General features: G+C 73.2%; 18 protein-coding genes and 2 riboswitches. Of the genes, 9 read left to right on the plus strand and 9 right to left on the minus strand.

What is annotated here, in order from left to right:
* Positions 1 to 32 precede the first annotated feature (32 nt).
* Positions 33 to 208, minus strand: a riboswitch (TPP riboswitch).
* Between the two features lie 88 nt (positions 209 to 296).
* The 4 genes from ACFYZZ_RS11210 to ACFYZZ_RS11225 all read right to left on the minus strand — a co-directional run bounded on the left by ACFYZZ_RS11210 (position 297) and on the right by ACFYZZ_RS11225 (position 3881).
* Positions 297 to 1160, minus strand: a complete 864-nt coding sequence (locus tag ACFYZZ_RS11210) for a tetratricopeptide repeat protein (protein WP_389173841.1) — start codon at positions 1158 to 1160, stop codon at positions 297 to 299.
* Positions 1161 to 1229: 69 nt separating this feature from the next.
* Positions 1230 to 1463, minus strand: a complete 234-nt coding sequence (locus tag ACFYZZ_RS11215; protein ID WP_386572275.1) for a ferredoxin — start codon at positions 1461 to 1463, stop codon at positions 1230 to 1232.
* A 3-nt stretch (positions 1464 to 1466) separates the two neighbouring features.
* A complete protein-coding gene (locus ACFYZZ_RS11220) occupies positions 1467 to 2918 on the minus strand; it encodes an aldehyde dehydrogenase (RefSeq protein WP_389173844.1) in 1452 nt (483 codons plus the stop codon).
* An 81-nt stretch (positions 2919 to 2999) separates the two neighbouring features.
* A complete protein-coding gene (locus ACFYZZ_RS11225; protein WP_389173847.1) occupies positions 3000 to 3881 on the minus strand; it encodes a GNAT family N-acetyltransferase in 882 nt (293 codons plus the stop codon).
* 167 nt (positions 3882 to 4048) lie between these two features.
* Here ACFYZZ_RS11225 and ACFYZZ_RS11230 point away from each other — a divergent pair, with 167 nt between their 5' ends.
* Positions 4049 to 5089, plus strand: coding sequence for an MBL fold metallo-hydrolase (locus ACFYZZ_RS11230; RefSeq protein ID WP_389173850.1), 1041 nt, complete (start codon positions 4049 to 4051; stop codon positions 5087 to 5089).
* A gap of 40 nt (positions 5090 to 5129) precedes the next feature.
* On the plus strand, positions 5130 to 5573 hold the full coding sequence (locus ACFYZZ_RS11235; protein WP_389173853.1) for a nuclear transport factor 2 family protein: 444 nt from the start codon (positions 5130 to 5132) through the stop codon (positions 5571 to 5573).
* Here the strand turns inward: ACFYZZ_RS11235 and ACFYZZ_RS11240 are convergent.
* The 4 genes from ACFYZZ_RS11240 to ACFYZZ_RS11255 form a co-directional block, all read right to left on the minus strand.
* Positions 5566 to 6978 carry an FAD-dependent oxidoreductase gene (locus tag ACFYZZ_RS11240; protein ID WP_389173856.1) on the minus strand — a complete coding sequence of 471 codons (1413 nt, stop codon included), beginning with the start codon at positions 6976 to 6978 and terminating at the stop codon, positions 5566 to 5568. The genes ACFYZZ_RS11235 and ACFYZZ_RS11240 overlap by 8 nt on opposite strands.
* A complete protein-coding gene (locus tag ACFYZZ_RS11245) occupies positions 6971 to 8227 on the minus strand; it encodes an MAB_1171c family putative transporter (protein ID WP_389175714.1) in 1257 nt (418 codons plus the stop codon). Before ACFYZZ_RS11245 ends, ACFYZZ_RS11240 begins: the two co-directional genes overlap by 8 nt.
* The gene (locus ACFYZZ_RS11250; protein ID WP_389173859.1) at positions 8227 to 8826 is read right to left on the minus strand and encodes a hypothetical protein; all 600 of its coding nucleotides are present in this window, start codon (positions 8824 to 8826) and stop codon (positions 8227 to 8229) included. The genes ACFYZZ_RS11245 and ACFYZZ_RS11250 overlap by 1 nt, the downstream gene beginning before the upstream one ends.
* A 123-nt stretch (positions 8827 to 8949) precedes the next feature.
* Positions 8950 to 9552: a helix-turn-helix domain-containing protein gene (locus ACFYZZ_RS11255; RefSeq protein WP_389173861.1), complete on the minus strand. Its 603-nt coding sequence runs from the start codon at positions 9550 to 9552 to the stop codon at positions 8950 to 8952.
* A 249-nt stretch (positions 9553 to 9801) separates the two neighbouring features.
* Between ACFYZZ_RS11255 and ACFYZZ_RS11260 the strand changes: the two genes are divergently transcribed.
* Entirely contained in the window at positions 9802 to 10848 is a 1047-nt protein-coding gene (locus ACFYZZ_RS11260) for a hypothetical protein (protein ID WP_389173864.1), read from the plus strand.
* Between the two features lie 249 nt (positions 10849 to 11097).
* Here the strand turns inward: ACFYZZ_RS11260 and ACFYZZ_RS11265 are convergent, their stop codons facing one another.
* Entirely contained in the window at positions 11098 to 11763 is a 666-nt protein-coding gene (locus tag ACFYZZ_RS11265) for a phosphotransferase family protein (protein WP_389173867.1), read from the minus strand.
* A 58-nt stretch (positions 11764 to 11821) separates the two neighbouring features.
* Positions 11822 to 11957, plus strand: a riboswitch (cobalamin riboswitch).
* Positions 11958 to 12066: 109 nt separating this feature from the next.
* On the opposite strand from ACFYZZ_RS11265, the gene ACFYZZ_RS11270 reads away from it, so the two are divergent.
* The 6 genes from ACFYZZ_RS11270 (at position 12067) to ACFYZZ_RS11295 (ending at position 18547) form a co-directional block, all read left to right on the plus strand.
* Positions 12067 to 13296 (plus strand): prenyltransferase/squalene oxidase repeat-containing protein, encoded by a 1230-nt coding sequence (locus tag ACFYZZ_RS11270; protein WP_389173870.1) that lies wholly within the window; start codon positions 12067 to 12069, stop codon positions 13294 to 13296.
* A complete protein-coding gene (locus ACFYZZ_RS11275; RefSeq protein ID WP_389173873.1) occupies positions 13293 to 13946 on the plus strand; it encodes an SCO2322 family protein in 654 nt (217 codons plus the stop codon). Before ACFYZZ_RS11270 ends, ACFYZZ_RS11275 begins: the two co-directional genes overlap by 4 nt.
* Positions 13939 to 15129 carry a CbiQ family ECF transporter T component gene (locus ACFYZZ_RS11280; RefSeq protein ID WP_389173875.1) on the plus strand — a complete coding sequence of 397 codons (1191 nt, stop codon included), beginning with the start codon at positions 13939 to 13941 and terminating at the stop codon, positions 15127 to 15129. The genes ACFYZZ_RS11275 and ACFYZZ_RS11280 overlap by 8 nt, the downstream gene beginning before the upstream one ends.
* The gene (locus tag ACFYZZ_RS11285) at positions 15126 to 16967 is read left to right on the plus strand and encodes an ABC transporter ATP-binding protein (RefSeq protein ID WP_389173878.1); all 1842 of its coding nucleotides are present in this window, start codon (positions 15126 to 15128) and stop codon (positions 16965 to 16967) included. The genes ACFYZZ_RS11280 and ACFYZZ_RS11285 overlap by 4 nt, the downstream gene beginning before the upstream one ends.
* A complete protein-coding gene (locus tag ACFYZZ_RS11290) occupies positions 16964 to 17794 on the plus strand; it encodes an ECF transporter S component (RefSeq protein WP_389173881.1) in 831 nt (276 codons plus the stop codon). Before ACFYZZ_RS11285 ends, ACFYZZ_RS11290 begins: the two co-directional genes overlap by 4 nt.
* 339 nt (positions 17795 to 18133) lie before the next feature.
* Positions 18134 to 18547 carry a transglycosylase SLT domain-containing protein gene (locus ACFYZZ_RS11295; protein WP_389173884.1) on the plus strand — a complete coding sequence of 138 codons (414 nt, stop codon included), beginning with the start codon at positions 18134 to 18136 and terminating at the stop codon, positions 18545 to 18547.
* The last annotated feature ends 31 nt before the right edge of the window (positions 18548 to 18578 follow it).

Genomic DNA, 18578 nt, shown 5'->3' on the forward strand with positions numbered 1-18578 from the left:
ACATCACCTTCTGCCTGCCCCTGGACATGCAAGAACCTACGAGACGGGTTCCCTTCGCCGGCATGGTCCGGATCAGGTGATGGGGGTCGCCGTCCAGCCTGACTGCTGCTTTTCGGCCTCTCAGCCCTACCGTCGCTGTCGGCCCCGGCGGATGCTTGCGCGTCTCGCCAAAGTCGGCTACTCCGGTGGGACTCCCTCACTCGCCTCGTAGGCACTTATTAGGATACCCCGGCAGCGCCTCAAGGAACCCGACAAATGGGGTTATTTTTCACCACGGCGCCGACCTGCGGTTACGCCTACGCGACCGGCTCCAGCCCGCTCCAGCTCCGCCCCGGCAGCGCCTCACCGGCCCACTGGTCGAGCAGGCGGCGGGCTTCCGGTTCGGGGGCGGCCAGGGACACGCTCTGTGCTCCCGCGTGGACCGTGCGCTCCTGTTCGTGGGTGCCCTCGCTGCAGCAGGCGCACAGGACGTTCAGGCTGCTCGCCGGTTCGGCGCCGTAGTTCTGCTCCACGAACAGGGTGATCAGGGCGTCCAGGTCGGCAGCTGCGCCCGCGTTCACGGTCACCGTCAGCGTCGGCAGGTCGGAGGCCTCGAAGAGGAGGAGTTCGTCGAAGACGGGGAACTCGTGGCCGTCGACGACCCGGTGGCCCTTGGGTTCGCCGTCGTGGACGACGATCTCGCCGAAGCGGCGGCCGCCGGTCACGGGCACGTTCATGACCCGGCCGCGGGTCGGGCAGAGGCGGTCGATCCAGACGACCTCCCGTTCGCCGCCGGTGTCCAGGCGGACACAGGCAGGGCCGAAGCGGCCACGGATCTCGCCCTCGCCGTCCGGGAGTTCGATGCCGAAGCCGGTCCAGGCCGCGCGGGCGGTGGCCCAGTCGCGCTGGATGGTGGCGGCGATGCCGAGGTTCCAGTACGCCGGGTCGCCCTCGCCGCGCGGGGCGCGGGCGGCGGCCTCGCGGCCCAGCTCGTACGCCTTCGCCCAGTTGCGCAGGAACTTGTGGGCGAGCGCGGCGTCGTACCACCACACCGCGCTGCGCTTCTCGTCCGGGTAGTGCGCGAGGACCTGCTCCAGCAGGCCGGCCGCGGTGAGCCACTCCTCGGCGTTCCACGCCTCGTAGGCCTCGTCGATCAGCCGCTTGGCCTCGGACTTGCGCACGCTTTCCCACCCTGGTCGGTACGAGGATCTTCGGAACCGCAGGAGCGTACCCCGCGGCTCCGACGCCCTCTAGTCCTCGGGTGGGAACACCGGCTCCGCGCTGCCCACCAGCGTGATCATGATGGCCTCCACGGGGCAGCTCTCGGCGGCCGCCAGGACCTGTTCGCTCGCGTCGGTGTCCGGTTCGACGGGGTGGGACTGGCGGGCGGAGTCGAGGCGGAAGCCGTCCGGGGCGTGGTGGAGGCACTGGGCCGAGCCGATGCACACGGACCGGTCGACCTCGACGTGCCAGCGGTCGCCCATGAGCTATGCCCCCGCCGGGAGGTGGATCATCTTGTGTTCCAGGTACTCGCCGTAGCCCTCGGGGCCGAACTCCCGCCCCAGGCCCGAGTTCTTGTAGCCGCCGAACGGGCCGAGCATGTCCAGGCTGAAGGTGTTCACGGAGTAGGTGCCGGTGCGGACCTGCCGGGCGACCTCGATGCCGTGCTCGACGTCGGCCGTCCACACGCTGCCGGACAGGCCGTAGTCCGAGTCGTTGGCGATCTTCACGGCCTCCTGCTCGTCGCCGTAGGGGAGAAGGCAGATCACCGGGCCGAAGATCTCCTCGCGGGCGATGCGCATGGAGTTGTCCACGTCGCCGAAGAGGGTCGGCTCGACGTACCAGCCGCGGTCGAGTCCGGCCGGGCGGCCGCCGCCGGTGAGGATCTTGGCGCCCTCCTCCTGGCCGATGCGGATGTAGTCGAGGTTGCGCTGCTGCTGGCGCCGGGCGACCAGGGGGCCGACCTGGGTGGCCGGGTCCAGCGGGTCGCCGACCTTCAGGGCGTTCGCCGCCTGCGCGAAGGCGTCGGCGAACTCGTCGTAGCGGGTACGCGGGACGAGGATGCGGGTCTGGGCGACACACGCCTGCCCGTTGTTCATCCAGGCCGCCGGGACGATGCCCGACACCGCCGCCTGGACGTCCGCGTCCGGGAGGACGACCGCCGCCGACTTGCCGCCCAGCTCCAGGGTGACCCGGGTGAGGTTGCGGGCGGCCACCTCCATCACCCGCTTGCCGGCCGCGACCGAGCCGGTGAAGGAGACCTTGTCGACGCCGGGGTGCCCGACCAGGTACTCGCTGACCTCGCGGTCGGCGGGGAGGATGGACAGGACGCCCTCGGGCAGCCCGGCCTCGCGCGCGATCTCGCCGAGGAGGTACGCGTCCAGCGGCGACTCCGGGGACGGCTTGAGCACGACCGTGCAGCCGGTCAGCAGCGCGGGCGCGAGCTTGGCGGCGGCGACGAACTGCGGCACGTTCCACGGGACGACGGCCGCGACCACGCCGACCGGTTCGCGCGTCACGAGGATCGGGCCGAGGACGCCGTCGCGGCGCTCCTCGTACGGGAAGTTCTGCGCGACCTTGATCGCCGAGTCCCACACCATCATCGCGCCGAGCGCCTGGGCGAGCACGCTCCAGGAGTACGGGGAGCCGTTCTCCGAGGAGATCACGCGGGCGATCTCCTCGTGCCGGGCGAGGATGCCGTCCTTGATCCGGGTGACGACCTCGATCCGCTCGGCCAATGTGGCGCGTGGCCAGGGGCCTTCGTCGAAGGCGCGGCGCGCGACGGCCACCGCCCGGTCGACGTCTCCCTTGGAGGCGTGCGGCACCCGGCCGATGACCTCCTCGGTGTGCGGCGAGATCACCTCGATGACGTCCCCGCCCAGCGGGTCGGTCAACTCCCCGCCGATGAACAGCTGTCCGTGTTCCACGAGCTCGGTCATGGCCGACTGCCTCCCGCCGCACCGCCTGTTTCTGACGCTGTTTCAGAACTGATACCAGTTCTAGTCGCGGTAAGCCAGACGTCAGAGGTCGAGCTGGTACTCGAACCTCGTGTGGGTCGGCGCGTAGCCGAGCGCGTCGTTGATGCGCATCATGTACGGGTTGTTGTCGGCGGTGTCGGTCAGCAGGCCGCCGAGATCCGGGTGCCGTTCCCGGGCGTGCCGGATGGAGGCGGCCTTCATCCAGCGGCCGAGGTCGCGCCCGCGGTGCCGGGGGAGGACACCGGTGCCGTAGTGCTGGCCGTCGCCCTTGCCGTCACCCGGGACCACCAGTTCGGTGAACCCGGCGATCGAGCCGTCCGACTCGTCGACGGCGGCGACGGTGTGCAGCAGGTCGCCCCGCTTCTCGACGGCCGCGGCGGCGGCTCTGACCCGTTCCAGGTCCCAGGTCACCGTGCCGAAGTCGGTGCTGCCCATCGGCATGTCGTCCATGGCGTGACGCGACTCGACATACGTCTCGGCGAGGTCGTCGGGGACCGTGCCCTCCCAGGAGGTCAGCCGGTAGCCGGGATGCGGCTCCTCGATGATCCCGGTGAGAGCCGTGACGTCCGCCTCGGCCAGCGGGAGCCGGGTGAAGACCAGGGTCAGGACCCGGTGGAAGCCCCGGGCCGGCAGGAACCCGTCACCGGGAGAGCCGGCCTCGGCCTGGGTGATGACGCAGCGCCGGCCGTCCTCGCGTGCGGCGGCCACGGCCGCCTCCAGGAGCCGGGTGCCGGCGCCCTTGCGCCGCTCGGCCGGGTGGACCTGCAGCTCCAGTTCGGCGAGATGCTCCTGCCCGGCCCTGGTGTAGAGGCGCAGGAACGCCGATCCGACGGGGACCGAGTCGGCGTCGGAGGCCAGCCACGCCAGACGGCGGGAGGACAGTCCGGCGTCGGGGTCGGTCAGCGGGGTGATGCGTATGGTCAAGGTGTCTCCATCGGCCGGGGTGATCAGCGGCCCGGAGAACGTAGTTGCTCCGGCTCGGACGCGGCAAAGGGTTAAACCAGGGGCACTTGGCGTATCTGACGGTCAGTCAGGTCTGGTTATAGTGGGCAACGGTCGTGGGGTGCGGGCGGCGGCGGGGTGGAGGACACATGACGGGACACTTGGCGGAGACGTTCGATCACGGCGGGGGCGTACGGTCCATCCGGGTCCCCATTCCGGACAACCCGCTCGGGTACACGCTGGTGTACGTCGTGGACACCGACCGGGGTCCGGTGCTGGTGGACTCGGGCTGGGACGACCCGGCGTCCTGGGAGGTCCTGACCGCCGGGCTGGCGGCCTGCGGCACCTCGGTCGCGGAGGTGTGCGGGGTGGTCGTCACCCACCACCACCCGGACCACCACGGTCTTTCGGGGCAGGTCCGCGAGGCCTCCGGGGCGTGGGTGGCGATGCACGCGGCCGACGCGGCGATCGTGCGCAGGACGCGCGAGACACGTCCGGAGCGCTGGTACGCGTACATGGCCGCCAAGCTGACGGCGGCCGGCGCGCCCGAGGAACACGTCGCTCCCCTGCGCGCCGCCCGCGGCCGCCGCACCTTCCCCGGACTCTCCCCCGCCCTGCCCGACCGCGAGATCGTCCCCGGTGAACTCCTCGACCTGCCGGGCCGGCGGCTGCGCGCGGTCTGGACCCCGGGCCACACACCCGGCCACGTCTGCCTGCACCTGGAGGAGGAGCATCCGGACCGACTGCCCGGCAGCGGGCGCCTGTTCTCGGGCGACCACGTCCTCCCGGAGATCACTCCGCACATCGGCCTGTACGAGGACCCCGACGACGCCACGGTGACCGACCCGCTCGGCGACTACCTGGACTCCCTGGAGCGGGTCGGCCGCCTCACCCCGGCCGAGGTGCTCCCCGCCCACCAGTACGCCTTCACCGACGCACCGGCCCGGGTACGGCAGCTGCTCACCCACCACGAGGACCGCCTCACCGACCTGCTGGCCCTCCTCTCCGAGCCGCTCACGCCCTGGCAGCTGGCCGAGCGCATGGAGTGGAACCGCCCCTGGCCGGACATCCCGTACCCGTCCAGGAACATCGCGGTCTCGGAGGCCGAGGCACATCTGCGGCGCCTGGTGAAGCTGGGGCGGGCGGAGCCGGTGGCGGGGGGCGAGCCGGTGGCGTACGTGGCGGTGTGAGTGGATCGCGGTGGGGAGAGCGGGGCTGTTGGATGGCCTCATGGACCCTTTGGAGCAACTCTTCGGCGAACGCGCCTGCGAGCGCCTGATCCTCGACTTCGTCCACCGGCTCGACCTGGGTGAACCGTCATCTGTGGCCGAGCTGTTCACCGAGGGCGGCAGCTGGGCGTGGCCGGAGGGCGGACGCCGGGTCGAGGGCCGGGAGGCGCTGCGCGAGTACTTCGGCTCCCGGCCGGCCGACCGGCTCTCGCGCCGCCTGATGTCCAACGTCCTCGTCACCGTGACGTCCCCGGACACGGCCACCGCCACCTCGTACTTCTCGACCTACCGCGTCGACGGCTTCCAGGGCGGCCTCGTCCCGGCCGAACCACCCGTCCAGGTGGGCCACTACGAGGACACTTTCCGACGCGTCGACGGCCGATGGCTGCTGGAGACCCGCGTCCTGCACCTGGCGTTCGCGGGCCCGACGCCGAAGGTCAGCTGAGCCCGGCGGCCTCCCGTTCGGTCCGGCTCAGTGGCGGGCCGGGCAGGGGGCCCTTGCGGGGGCCGAAGCAGATGGTCCACAGCATGTCGGGGGCGAAGAGGCGGGCCGCCGGGGTCTTCAGGCTCATCACGTCCAGCAGTCCGCGCAGGGCGCGCGGGTTCCCGGAGCCGGCGGCGACGGCCTTGTCGACGTACGCGGTGAGCAGCCGCTCGACGGCGGTCGGCGGCTGGGGCGCCGCGCCGGGGTAGTACGCGTCCTGGCCCACGGCCAGGTTCCAGGCGTTGGCGACCGGCCGGGCCACCGCGCGCTGGATGCGGCGGGCGGTGCCGGGGGCGGTGGAGCCGTGGCGGTCGAGGACCCGGCCGAGTTCCTGCACGCTCTGCGCGGCGACGGAGAGGCCGTGGCCGTAGACGGGGTTGTAGCCGGCGACGGCGTCCCCGATGACCGCGAAGCCGTCCGGCCAGGTCTCGGAACTCTCGTAGTAGCGGCGGCGGTTGGCGGTGCTGCGGGTGGTGACCGGGTCGGTGAGCGGCTTGGCCCCGGCGATGAGCCGGCCGATGATCGGGTCACCCAGTCCGGTGAGCGCGAAGTGCTCGAACTCGTCGGGGTCGGCGGTCGGTTGGCCGCCACGGGTGCCCGAGAGGGTGACCAGCCAGCGGTCGCCCTCGATCGGTACGACGACTCCGCCCCGGCCGGGCGCGTCGCGCGGGTCGGCCTGGACGTTCACGACGGGGTAGCGCAGGGCGGCCGTACCGTCGGGGGCCGCGTAGACCCGGCTGGCGTAGGCGACGCCCGCGTCGACGACTCGCTCCTCCACCGGGGCGTGGCCCAGCTGCTGCAGCCATTTGTGCGCCTGGGAGGCGCGGCCACCGGCGTCGATCACCAAGTCGGCGCGGAGGGTGGTGAGTTGCCCGCCGGGCCCGTCCGGCACCCGGATTCCCGTCACCCGCCCCTTGTCGCCCACGAGGCCCGCCACCCGTGTCCCGTCCCGCAGCGTGATCCGGCGCCGGGCGAGGACGTCGGCCCGGATCACCGCGTCCAGCAGGTCCCGGCTGCAGACGATCATGTGGTGCCGGGAGTCGGTGAAGCGCCGGAACCACTGCCCCGAGGGCGCCTTGCTCACCAGGTCGGTCATCACGTCGATCAGCCCGGCGCCCCTGCCGACCAGTTCCCCGGTGACACCCGGCAGCAGCTCCTCCAGCGCGGCCACCCCGCCGGACCACAGCAGGTGGGCGTGGCGGGCCTGCGGCAGCCCCTTGCGCGGCTCGGGGCCCTCCGGCAGCCGGTCCGCCTCCACGATCGTGACCTCGTGAAAGCGGCTCGCGAGCACGGAGGCGGCGAGCATGCCGGCCGTGCTCCCGCCGATGACGATGGCGGTGCGGCGGGCGGTGACTCTGTCAGGCATGAATGGCGAGACCTTCTGTGGCGACCGCCTCTCGGCGGAACGTGTCGACAACCGACGAGTGGAACCGCAGAGCGTGCGCGATGCACTCCAGCTCGCCGTCGCGCTCCGGGCTGCCGCCGGAGGCGGGGTCGGGCCCGAACCCGGATCCGCCCGCGGGCGCCGGCTCCCTGTGCCCTGTCTCCGGCGGCTCGTCCCCGGTCCCCGGTGAGCGCAGGATGTCCGTGGCGATCAGGATGTCCACCGCTCCGGCGATGCCCCGGGCCACGGAGTCGGGGTGGCCGGCCGCCGTTGCCGCCTGGTGGGCCCGGTGGCGGCGGGCGGGGCTGAGGTGCGGGGAGAGTTTGAGCAGGCCGTCGTTGATGGCGGCTCGACGCAGTTCCAGGCGCAGGGCGGCGCCGCTGACCCGGCCGGTCGCCGGGGCGGCCGGGGGCGTGACGGTGAGCATCGCCTGCCACAGGGGCTTGAGGCGCCGGTGGGTGCGGACGAGGTCCCGGCGCTCGTCGACGACCGGGCCGGCCTGCCCGGCGATGAAGCCCACGGCGACCAGTCCCGCCTCGGCGATGGCGAACGGTGGGGCGACGTACGTCGACAGCCAGTCCCAGTCACGGCCGCTCCAGCGTGCGCCGATCGCGGCGAGCTTGGCGACGTCGAAGATGAGCCCGAGCGCGTAGGCGACTTGGAGGCAGACCACGGCCCGGCGCAGCCAGGTGTCCTCGACCTCCTTGAACCAGGCCCACAGGATGCCCGCCGCGACCAGCGCGGACATCATGTGCGCGACCAGGTAGAGCAGCGCGAACTCCCGCATCCAGGGCGTGTTGGCGTAGTAGGTGTCGAGGTCCCGCAGCCGCTCCACGTGGTGGTCGCCGAGCAGGAACGTCGTCCACAGGCCGAGGATGATGGCGCCGTAGACCATCCAGACCGTGCGGGTACGCCGGCCGCGCACCGCGGACGGGGGCTCGCGCCAGGTGATGATCAGCCAGAGGCAGGCCCCGCAGTAGGCGGTGAGGAGTGAGTAGACCCACAGGCCCGCGAAGTTGGGGATGCCGGTGATCTCGTTGATGCCGTGCAGGTTGCCCGGCGGCAGCGAGGCGAAGACGACCGCGCCGATGCCGAGCAGCAGCGCGGTGGCCCGCAGGATCGGGTCCTGCCAGGCCCGTCGCAGCAGCGGCAGCTTGATGACGAAGGCCACCGCGAGCAGCACCGCGGGGACGGCGTAGGCGGCGAGCGAACCCGCCATGTCCCAGCGCATCACGGCCCGCCGATGTTGCCCAGCGAGGACGCCAGCCGTCCGGTGAGGGTGTCCTGGGTCGTCCGCCCGGCCGCCGCGCCCGGCCCGACGACCTTGGAGAACTTCGCCGCGAGCCGCAGCCCGCACTCCTCGGCCTCCCACTCCGCCTCGGCCGCCGCCGCGGCGGGCGACCGGGTGGCCATGGCGACCACCTGGTCCCAGGGGATGTCGTCCTCGGCCTGGGCGAGCAGCCGGCGGGCCGCGGCGGGCATGCCGGCCGGGTAGTGCACGTCCAGCGTCTGGTAGTGGATGTGGCCGATCTCGTGCCCCGCGATGACGAACTTGTGCTCGTCGGGCGCCCGGTCCTCGACCACGACGACGTACTGCTCGTCCATGGCGAAGGTGACCCCGGAGACGTCCAGGCCCGGCGGGAAGGTGACGAACTTCAGCCGGACCGGTCGGTCCAGCTGCGGGCTGAGCGTGGCGCAGACCGCGTGCAGGAACGCCTTCGGCTCGGTGGGCGGGGTCAGTGTCCGGGCGGTGTCACGGACGAGCCGGTCGAGGAACCGCTTCGGCGACCTGGTGGGTCTGCGGGACTTCGGCGCTCTGTCGGGGCTCATGCGTCGTCCTTGCGGTCGGCGGGCGTGCGGCGACCATAAAGCGGGGACGACGGTAACGGCACGTTCCCGCAGCCGCAACGATCATTTACGGCCAGAACTGGATCAGTTACGGCCGGAAGCGCATCAGGCACGCCCGGCGCCCCCGGCCTGCCCGGCCTGCTCCGACGCGATGATCATCTCCGCCAGGTCGGCGAGCGTGGCCAGCTGACGGGCGTTCATCTGCGGGGCCCGCGCGGCCAGTCGGACCAGTCCGCTCTCCCGCAGCCGCAGCAGCGGGTCCGCCTCCGCCTCCAGGTCCTGCAGCACCGGCTGCAACGCCTCCTGCAGCGCCTCCTGTTCGTCCGCGGTGAAGAAGCCCGCGGGCAGACCGAAGAACCTGCGCAGCCGGTCGATGTGTTCGAGGCTCGGCATGCCGCTCTTGCGCCACTCGCTCAGCCACTGCCGGCTGGTTCCGGCGATCCGGGCCAGCTCGTCCAGCGAGTACCGCTTGCCGTCGGGCCGGCGCCGGGTCTCGCGGACGAAGTCCAGCCGCTGCCGCACCCGCCCGGCGAGGCAGCCCTCCGGCACCCGGCCGCCCGAGAGCAGCTCGACGACGACGCCGACCGGGATGCCGGTGCGGTGGGAGAGGCCGGCGACGTCCAGGACCTCCGGCAGCCGGCCGGGCCGGCCGGTCAGCTCACCGAGGCGGTCGAGTACGTCGGCCAGCGGGGCGTAGGCGTCACTCACCGAGGTCCCCCCTGGGCGTGTCGTCCGGTCCGTGGCTGAGCTGACGCGAGGCTACCCGGTCGCCCGTGCGCCGACCAGACATGACAACGCCCACTGCGGAATTAGGCAGCAATCGTTGACAGTTGACGGTGCGGTGGGTGAGGATCGGGGCACAGAGAGCAAGATCGACCCGCCTCGGGTGCTGCCTATGGGGGAGCAGCATCCGGGGCGTACCTCTGTCCGCCTTCTCCCCACGAAGGTGAGCCTTCGATGCCGCATGCCGTCCTGCTCCTCGGAGTGAGCCACCGGGCCGCGTACGACGCGTACCCGCTGGAGCGCATCGCGGCGGTCCACCCGGTGGTGCTGGTCGACCCGTTCCCGCCCGTCTGGGCACGCCCGTACCTGGCCGGGCACATCGCCGTGGACCCCGGCCAGGAGGCGGCCGCCGCGGAGGCGGTCGCGCACTACGCGTTACGGCACCGGGTGAGCGGCGTACTGACCTGGACCAGGGAGTACCTGCCCGCCGCCGCACGCATCACAGCCCGGCTCGGCCTGCCCGGCATCCCGTACGAGACGGCCGTCGCCTGCGCCGATCCGGCCGCGGCCCAGGTGCTGCTCGCCCGGCACGGGATTCCCCCGGCCGGCCGGGAGGACGCCGACGCCCCGCTCGTCCGCGCCGAGACCGTCGTCCTGGACGACGAGGTCCGCATCGCCGCACTGACCCGTACGGCACCGGGCCCGCTGCCCGCCCGGCAGCCGCTGCGGCACTCCGTGCACGCCCACGACGGGCTGCTGCACAACCGCTTCCTGCGGCAGACGGTGGAGCGGACCGTGCGCGCGCTCGGTCTCGCGCACACCGTCGCCCACATCGGCCTGCGGCTCACCGCCCGCGGCCCCCGCGTCACGGACGTCGTCCCGCACCTGCCCGGCGATCTGATCCCGCTGCTGGTCGAGCGGGCCACCGGAGTCGACCTCGCCCGAGCCGCCGCCGCTCTGGCCGTCGGCCGGCTCCCTGACCTGGCGCCGACCCGGCAGCGGGCGGCCTCGATCCAGTTCGCCTACCCGGCCACGACCGGCCGGCTGACCCACCTGGACATGGACCCGGCCGCCGCGTACGAGCCGTCCGCCGAGCGCATGGTCCTCACCCGGCAGCCCGGCGACCACGTCACGGCGGCCGCCCACGCCGACCCCGAGGACCGCCTCGCGCACTGGGTGGCGGAGGGCGAGACCCCGACGGACTGCGCGCACACCCTGCGCCGCATGGCCCGCCACCTGACCGTGGCCGTCACCCCACCGGCCCAGCCGTACGCCGCCTAGCAGGCCAACACCCGCACCGGCTACACCCCCTCGACCTCGCGCCCACCACCCGACCGCATCGCCCTCACCTCGCAACCCAGCAACCACGTCACAGCAGCCGCCCACGCAGACCCCGAAGACCCCCTCGCCACTGGGCGGCAAAGGGCGAAACCCCCACGGACTCCACTCACACCCTGCGCCACATGGCCCACCACCTGAGCGCGGCCGTCGGCCCCACGGCCCGGCCGCATGCGGACCAGTGTCCCGGCACTAGAAAGCCAGCGACCGGATCAACTTCTCGGCATCCCCGAGCAGTTCGACCTCCCGGCGGCTCATCGTCGGATTGACCGCCCGGCGCCGGCGGGCCTCGGCCAGTCCCGCTTCCGTGAGATCGGAGGGGTCGGCGAGCAGGGCCGTGAGCATCGCGAGGGCCGGAGGGGCGAGCGGTTCGCCGCCGACGGCGACTTGAGCGAGGATCACCGCGGTCATGCCCCAGTCGAGCCCCGGACGCCCATCCTCGGCGTTGGACCAGTCGATGACCCGGGGCCCGTCCGGGGTGAGCATCACGTTGTCCGGGTGCAGGTCCAGATGCAGCACGCGGGCCTCAGGGTCATCGGCGTCCCGACCGGGCACCGCGTGCAACTGCCGCAGCAGCCGGGCCAGCAGCGCGCCCGCCTCCCGGGCGTCGATCCGGCCCTCGGCGAACCCGCTCAGCATCGTCGGCCCGGACAGCCGCTCCATCACCAGGTCGGTGCGCGAGCCGGAGTGCCGCACCCGGGGCGCCGGGTACCCATGCCTGCGCACGTGCTCCATCACGGCCCCCTCGGCGGCCGCGTCCCCCCAGCCCTCGCGGTCCCGGCGCAGCACCCACGCCTCGTCGATCTCGTACACATCGGCTGAACGCCCCGACCCCAGCAGTCTCCCCGTAGCTGTCATGGCCGTGACCCTAGTCACCGTCCCGCTGTGCCCACAGCCACCCCTCAGCGCGCGCACGGCTGCCGGTAAAGTGGCGGCGTCGTCATCACACCCGTACGGGGGGAAGCCGGTGCAATTCCGGCGCTGACCCGCAACCGTAAATCGTCCGCCCCGGACGGTGAGCCGGACTGCCCCGCCCGGGACGTTGACCGGCTCGCGTGCGCGGCGACCCGCAGCGCACGGCACCGTCGAGGTTTACGGAGCCGAGCCGCCCGGGTGTTCCCGTGCGCTGCCGGTTCCCCGCAGGAGAGGCAGTCGCCGACCATGAACGTCCGCCGCAGTGCAGCGGCTCTCGCCGCCGTAGGTGTGCTGGCCGCCGCCGCACCCGCCATGGCCGCCGGCCCGTCCCCGTCCGCGCCTGCGAAGGTGACGATCCCGGCCGGTCTGTTCGGCAAGACGGACCCCACGTACGACGGTGTCTGGCGCCAGTCGCTCGCCCTGCTCGCCCAGCGGACGCTCGGCTACCGCCCGGCCGGCTCGGCCGTGGACTGGCTGGTCGGGCAGCAGTGCGACAAGGGCGGCTTCGCCGCGTTCCGGGCCGACACCGCCAAGCCCTGCGAGGGCAAGGGCGGCGCCCAGCCCGACACCAACAGCACGGCCGCCGCCGTCCAGGCGCTGCAGGCGGTCGGCGGTCACGACGCCGAGGTCCGCAAGGCCCTGGTCTGGCTGACGACGCTGCAGAACGAGGACGGCGGCTGGGGCTACTCACCCGGCGCTCCCAGCGACACCAACTCCACCGGAGTCGTCATCGGCGCGTTCGCCGCGGTCGGCCAGGACCCCGCCAAGCTGCACGTTCGGGGCAAGAGCCCGTACGAGCTGCTGGCCAAGTTCTCCCTGCCGTGCGACGGCACCGGGGGCGGAGCGCTCGCCTACCAGCCGGACAAGAAGGGCAAGCTGGTCGCCAACGCGGACGCGACGGCGGCCGGCGTGCTGGGCGCGCTCGACAAGGGGTTCGCGCCGAAGGCCGGGAAGGCCCCGGAGCAGAGCTCCATCTGCCGCAACTCCGACAAGCCCACCCCGGCCGAGGTGGCGAGCGACGGCGCCGCTTACCTGGGGAAGGCCATGAACTCCGACGGGTACCTGAAGTCCGCCCTGCCCGGGGCCAAGGACCAGCCCGACTACGGCAACACGGCGGACGCGGTCGTCGCGCTCGCCGCGAAGGGCTGGGCGGGGCAGGCGAAGAAGCCGTACGCCTGGCTGGAGAAGAACGCGGCGAAGTGGGCGGAGCAGAGCGGCCCGGCCGCCTACGCCGAGCTGGTCTTCGCCGCGCACGCGATGGGTGAGGACCCGCACGACTTCGGCGGCACGGACCTGGCGCAGGCGCTCAACGCGACGGGCCCGGCGCCGCAGAAGGCCGCCGCCACCGCGGAGCCCGGCAAGCGCGCCGAGCACGACTCGGGCACCGGTGTCTGGTGGATCGTAGGTGCCGGCCTCGTCTTCGGCGTCGGCATCGGCATCCTGCTCAGCGGCCGCCGGAAGCGGCAGCAGCTGTGACCGCCGTCCGCCGTGCCGCGGCCCTGCTGGTCGCCGCGCTCGTCCTCCTCGCCGGTGCCGCCCAGGCGCACGCCACCGGTTACCGCTACTGGTCGTTCTGGGAGCGGGACGGCGGCCGCTGGACGTACGCCACCCAGGGCCCGTCGACCGCCCGTCCCGACGACGGCGCGATCCAGGGCTTCCGCTTCGCGGTGAGCGAGGACTCCGCGGACGCCAGCCGGCCGCGCGGCACGGCGGACTTCGCCACGATCTGCGCGGGGACGCCCGCGAAGCCGGGTACGAAGCGGGTCGCCCTCGTCATCGACTTCGGCACGCCCGCGGACGCCCCGTCCGGCGAGACCCCGCCGACCCGCCGCACCGCCTGCGCGCGCGTCTCCCCCGACGCGACGACGGCCGAGGCCCTGGCAGCCACCGCGAAGCCGCTCCGCTACGACACCAACGCCCTGTTGTGCGCGATCGCCGGGTATCCCCACAAGGGCTGCGGGGAGCAGGTGTCCGCCGACGGCACGGAGAAGAAGCCGACGGCTGCCGACGAGAAGCCCCGGCAGAAGGACAGCGGCCCCTCCCTCGGCCTGCCGATCGGCGTGGGCGCGGTCGTTCTCCTGGCGGGGGCGGCGGTGTGGCAGGCCCGGCGGCGCAGGGATGCGTAGTTTCCGGGCGCGGGCGGGTGGGGGCTGGTCGCGCAGTTCCCCGCGCCCCTGGTCGGCACCCCGCAAGCGCGGGCAAGCGAAACCCACCCCCGCCCGGCACCAGCACCGCGCCCCACTCCACCCCGGTGCCTGGTGGCTCTGGTCGCTCGGGCTCGGTACGGCCGCCACCCGGACCACCAACCCGCTCCTCCTCGGCCTCCTCATAGCTGCGGCGGGCTACGTGGTGGCCACCCACCGCTCCAGCGCGCCCTGGGCCCGCTCCTACGCCGCCTTCGCCAAGCTCGCCGTCGCCGTGCTGCTCATCCGCCTCGCGTTCACGGTCGTCCTCGGCTCCCCCGTCCCCGGTACGCACGTCCTGCTCACCCTCCCCGAAGTGCCCCTCCCCCACTGGGCGCAGGGCATCCAGCTCGGCGGTGAGGTCACCGCGGAAGCGCTGCTCTTCGCCGGCTACAACGGCCTGCAGCTCGCCGCCCTCCTCATCTGTGTCGGCGCCGCCAACGCCCTGGCCAGCCCGGCGCGTCTGCTCAAGTCCCTGCCCGGCGCCCTGTACGAGACAGGCGTGGCCGTGGTCGTAGCGCTCACTTTCGCGCCGCACCTGATCGCCGACGTCCAGCGGCTGCGCGCCGCCCGCCGGCTGCGCGGCCGCCCGGACCGCGGGGTACGGGGCCTGCTCCAGGTCGGACTGCCGGTCCTGGAGGGCGCGTTGGAACGTTCGGTCGCCCTCGCGGCCGCGATGGACGCCCGCGGCTACGGCCGTACCGCCGCCGTCCCCGCCCGGGTGCGCCGTACGACGTCCGCGCTCACCCTCGGCGGCCTGCTCGGCGTGTGTGCGGGGACGTACGGGCTGCTCACCGCGGAGGGCGGCGCGTACGGGCTGCCGGTGCTGGGAGCCGGAGTCGTCGCCGCGCTCGCGGGCCTGCGCCTGGGCGGCCGCCGCACCCCGCGCACCCGGTACCGCCCGGAGCCGTGGGGTGTGCACGCGTGGCTGGTCGCGGGCTCGGGTGCCGCGGTCGCGGCGCTGCTCGCGCTCGCTTCCGTCCGCGCCCCGGACGCGCTGCACCCGGGCGTAGTACCTCTGGTGGCCCCCACCCTGCCCCTGTGGCCCGCGGCCGCGGTGTTGCCGGCCCTGCTGCCCGCCTTCATCGTCCCCAAGGACCCCCAGGACCCCAAGGAGCCGTCGTGATCCGCTTCGAGGAGGTCAGCGTCACCTACGAGGGCGCGGCCGAACCGACCGTCCGGGGCGTGGACTTCGAGGTCCCCGAGGGCGAACTCGTGCTGCTCGTCGGCCCGTCCGGGGTCGGCAAGTCGACGGTGCTGGGCGCGGTCAGCGGGCTGGTCCCGCACTTCACCGGCGGCACCCTGCGCGGCCGTGTCACGGTGGCCGGCCGGGACACCCGGACCCACAAGCCGCGCGAACTCGCGGACGTGGTCGGCACGGTGGGGCAGGACCCGCTCGCGCACTTCGTGACGGACACGGTGGAGGACGAACTCGCCTACGGCATGGAGTCGTTGGGGCTCGCTCCGGAGGTGATGCGGCGCCGGGTCGAGGAGACCCTGGACCTGCTGGGCCTCGCCGACCTGCGCGACCGCCCCATCGCCACGCTCTCCGGCGGACAGCGGCAGCGGGTCGCGATCGGCTCGGTCCTCACCCCGCACCCACGGGTGCTGGTCCTCGACGAGCCGACCTCGGCACTCGACCCGGCCGCCGCGGAGGAGGTCCTGGCGGTCCTGCAGCGCCTGGTCCACGACCTGGGCACGACGGTCCTGCTGGCCGAGCACCGCCTGGAGCGTGTGATCCAGTACGCCGACCGGGTCGTACTGCTGCCCTCCCCGGGCGCCGCCCCACTGCACGGCGACCCGGCCGAGGTGATGTCCGTCTCCCCGGTGTACCCACCCGTGGTGGACCTGGGCCGCCTGGCGGGCTGGACCCCCCTCCCCTTGACCGTCCGCGACGCCCGCCGCCGAGCAGCCCAGCTCCGGGAACTCCTGGCCCAGGCACCGACACCCGCGCCCGAAGCACGGCCGGAGACGCCCGCCGAGGTGCAGCAGGTCGTGGCTGCTGTGGACGGTCCGGTGGCCGCCGACGGCGAGGACGCCCCACAGGGGCCACCCGCACCCGACGACGAAAGCTGTACGGGTGGTGCGGGTGGGAACGAGATCCGCGCCGAAGGCGAAGCCGAGGCGAGGATCGTCACGGCCAACGCGCCGCAGGCATCCCGCTGGCAGCGGATGTTCCGGCGAACCCCCGCTCCCACGGCCACCGCTGCCCCACACATCGCCGAGGTCCGCTCCCTGGCCGTCCGCCGGGGCGGGATCACGGCCCTGCGGCACATGGACCTGACCGTGGCCCCGGGCGAGACCGTCGCACTGATGGGGCGCAACGGCGCCGGCAAGTCCACCCTGCTCGGCTCCCTCGTCGGACTGGTGGAGCCCACCGCCGGTACCGTCCGAGTCGGCGGAGCCGTACCGCATCGGATGCCGCCCCGGGACCTCGTACGCCGGGTCGGTCTCGTGCCGCAGGAGCCCCGGGACCTGTTGTACGCGGACACGGTGGGCGCGGAGTGCACGGCCGCCGACCGGGACGCGGCCGCCGCGCCCGGCACCTGCCGGGCCCTGGTGTCCGAGCTGCTGCCTGACATCACGGACGACACCCACCCCCGCGACCTCTCCGAGGGCCAGCGTCTGGCGCTCGCCCTGGCGGTCGTCCTCACCGCCCGGCCTCCCCTTCTCCTGCTCGACGAGCCGACCCGGGGCCTGGACTACGCGGCCAAGGCCCGCCTGGTCACCGTGTTGCGGGAGCTGGCCGCCGAGGGACACGCGATCGTGCTGGCCACGCACGACGTGGAGCTGGCGGCGGAGATCGCGCACCGGGTGGTGCTGCTCGCCGACGGCGAGGTGATCGCCGACGGCCCGACGGCGGAGATCGTGGTCTCCTCCCCTTCCTTCGCCCCGCAGGTCACCAAGATCCTGGCCCCGCAGCCCTGGCTGACCGTCGCCGCGGTCCGGGAGGCCCTGGCATGACCACCACCTCGCGGGCCCGGGTCCGCGCCGTCCGGCTCGGCCCCCGCTCCCTCGCCGCTCTGATCCTGGTCAGCGCGGTCGGCGTGGTCGGCTTCTGCTGGCCCTTCCTCGCCCCGCCCGGCTCGCAGATCGGCGCACACGCCGAGGACGCGCCCTGGCTGTTCGCGGGCCTGCTGATCCTGCTGGTCGCGGTCGTGTCGGCGACGATCTCCGAGTCCGGTCTCGGCCCGAAGGCCGTCGCGATGGTGGGCGTGCTGGCCGCGACCGGGGCGGCGCTGCGCCCGATCGGCGCGGGCACGGCCGGGATCGAGCCCATGTTCTTCCTGATGGTGCTGAGCGGGCGGGTGCTCGGCCCGGGCTTCGGGTTCGTGCTCGGCTCGGTGACGATGTTCGCGTCCGCGCTGCTCACGGGCGGGGTCGGCCCCTGGATGCCGTTCCAGATGCTGGCGATGGGCTGGTTCACCATGGGCGCCGGGCTCCTGCCGGGCCAGGTCCGGCTGCGCGGCCGGGGCGAGCGGCTCCTGCTGGCCGGCTACGGCTTCTTCGCGGCGTTCGCCTACGGCACGGTCATGAATCTGGCCGGCTGGCCCTTCATGGGTGCCCTGACCTCGAACATCGCCTTCGACCCGGACGGGACGGTGCGCGCCAACCTGGCCCGGTTCGTCGCCTACTGCCTGGCCACCTCCATGGGCTGGGACCTGGGCCGGGCGGTCTGCACGGTCGTTCTGACCCTCGTTCTCGGTCCGGCGCTGCTGCGCGCGCTCCGCCGGGCCACCAGGCGTGCCGCTTTCGAGACCGCGGTCACATTCGACGCACCCGCTGCGTGAGGCGCTGTATCCGGGCTGTCAGCTCCCCGGTGAAGCACCCCACATGACGCAGGTCACCTACGGTCCAGGGTCGTTGTTCGCTATGTCCGATTCATCCCTTCGTGCACCCCTTCTGACCTGCACTTTGAGACCCACGCCACACGAACGACCTTTCCGCCCGATCCGGCCACAACTAGTAAAAGGGGTCATTGCGGACCCGCCTCGAGCCTGTTTCTGTAGTGGACGTCGCCAGGCGCCACGAGCCCGAACGGGTCGCGGCGCCGACGTATGCGGCAGGCCCCCACACCGGGGGGTTGCGACATACAGGCGATCAACTGTCCCCGACGTAAGAGGTTCTCCGTGTCCGTCTCCTTCATCCGCCGCATCGCTTCCCCGAAGAAGGCCCTCACCACCGCCGCCGTGGCCGCCGCTGCCGCCGGTCTGGCGCTGACCGCAGCGCCCGCCCAGGCCGCCACCACCCAGGCCTCCTCCGCCCAGGCGATCGCGCACAAGATGATCCCGGACGCCGCGCAGTTCAACGCCTTCAGCAAGATCGTCGAGCACGAGAGCGGCTGGAACCCGGCCGCGACCAACAGCTCCTCCGGCGCCTACGGCCTGGTCCAGGCCCTGCCCGGCTCGAAGATGTCCTCCGCCGGTTCCGACTGGAAGACCAACCCGGCCACCCAGATCAAGTGGGGTCTGGACTACATGAACTCCCGCTACGGCAGCCCGGTCCAGGCCTGGAGCTTCTGGCAGGCCAACGGCTGGTACTGAGCCACCCGGCTCCCGGCCCCCCGGCCCCAGG

The sequence above is a fragment of the Streptomyces sp. NPDC001816 genome (assembly GCF_042892235.1).
GTDB lineage: Bacteria > Actinomycetota > Actinomycetes > Streptomycetales > Streptomycetaceae > Streptomyces.

Coding starts and splice junctions, on each gene's coding strand:
- ACFYZZ_RS11235 (WP_389173853.1), top strand. CDS start 5,130: ATGGACCCTTTGGAGCAACTCTTCGGCGAACGCGCCTGCGAGCGCCTG.
- ACFYZZ_RS11245 (WP_389175714.1), bottom strand. CDS start 8,227: ATGCGCTGGGACATGGCGGGTTCGCTCGCCGCCTACGCCGTCCCCGCG.
- ACFYZZ_RS11260 (WP_389173864.1), top strand. CDS start 9,802: ATGCCGCATGCCGTCCTGCTCCTCGGAGTGAGCCACCGGGCCGCGTAC.
- ACFYZZ_RS11280 (WP_389173875.1), top strand. CDS start 13,939: ATGCGTAGTTTCCGGGCGCGGGCGGGTGGGGGCTGGTCGCGCAGTTCC.
- ACFYZZ_RS11265 (WP_389173867.1), bottom strand. CDS start 11,763: ATGACAGCTACGGGGAGACTGCTGGGGTCGGGGCGTTCAGCCGATGTG.
- ACFYZZ_RS11215 (WP_386572275.1), bottom strand. CDS start 1,463: ATGGGCGACCGCTGGCACGTCGAGGTCGACCGGTCCGTGTGCATCGGC.
- ACFYZZ_RS11230 (WP_389173850.1), top strand. CDS start 4,049: ATGACGGGACACTTGGCGGAGACGTTCGATCACGGCGGGGGCGTACGG.
- ACFYZZ_RS11290 (WP_389173881.1), top strand. CDS start 16,964: ATGACCACCACCTCGCGGGCCCGGGTCCGCGCCGTCCGGCTCGGCCCC.
- ACFYZZ_RS11250 (WP_389173859.1), bottom strand. CDS start 8,826: ATGAGCCCCGACAGAGCGCCGAAGTCCCGCAGACCCACCAGGTCGCCG.
- ACFYZZ_RS11270 (WP_389173870.1), top strand. CDS start 12,067: ATGAACGTCCGCCGCAGTGCAGCGGCTCTCGCCGCCGTAGGTGTGCTG.
- ACFYZZ_RS11220 (WP_389173844.1), bottom strand. CDS start 2,918: ATGACCGAGCTCGTGGAACACGGACAGCTGTTCATCGGCGGGGAGTTG.
- ACFYZZ_RS11240 (WP_389173856.1), bottom strand. CDS start 6,978: ATGCCTGACAGAGTCACCGCCCGCCGCACCGCCATCGTCATCGGCGGG.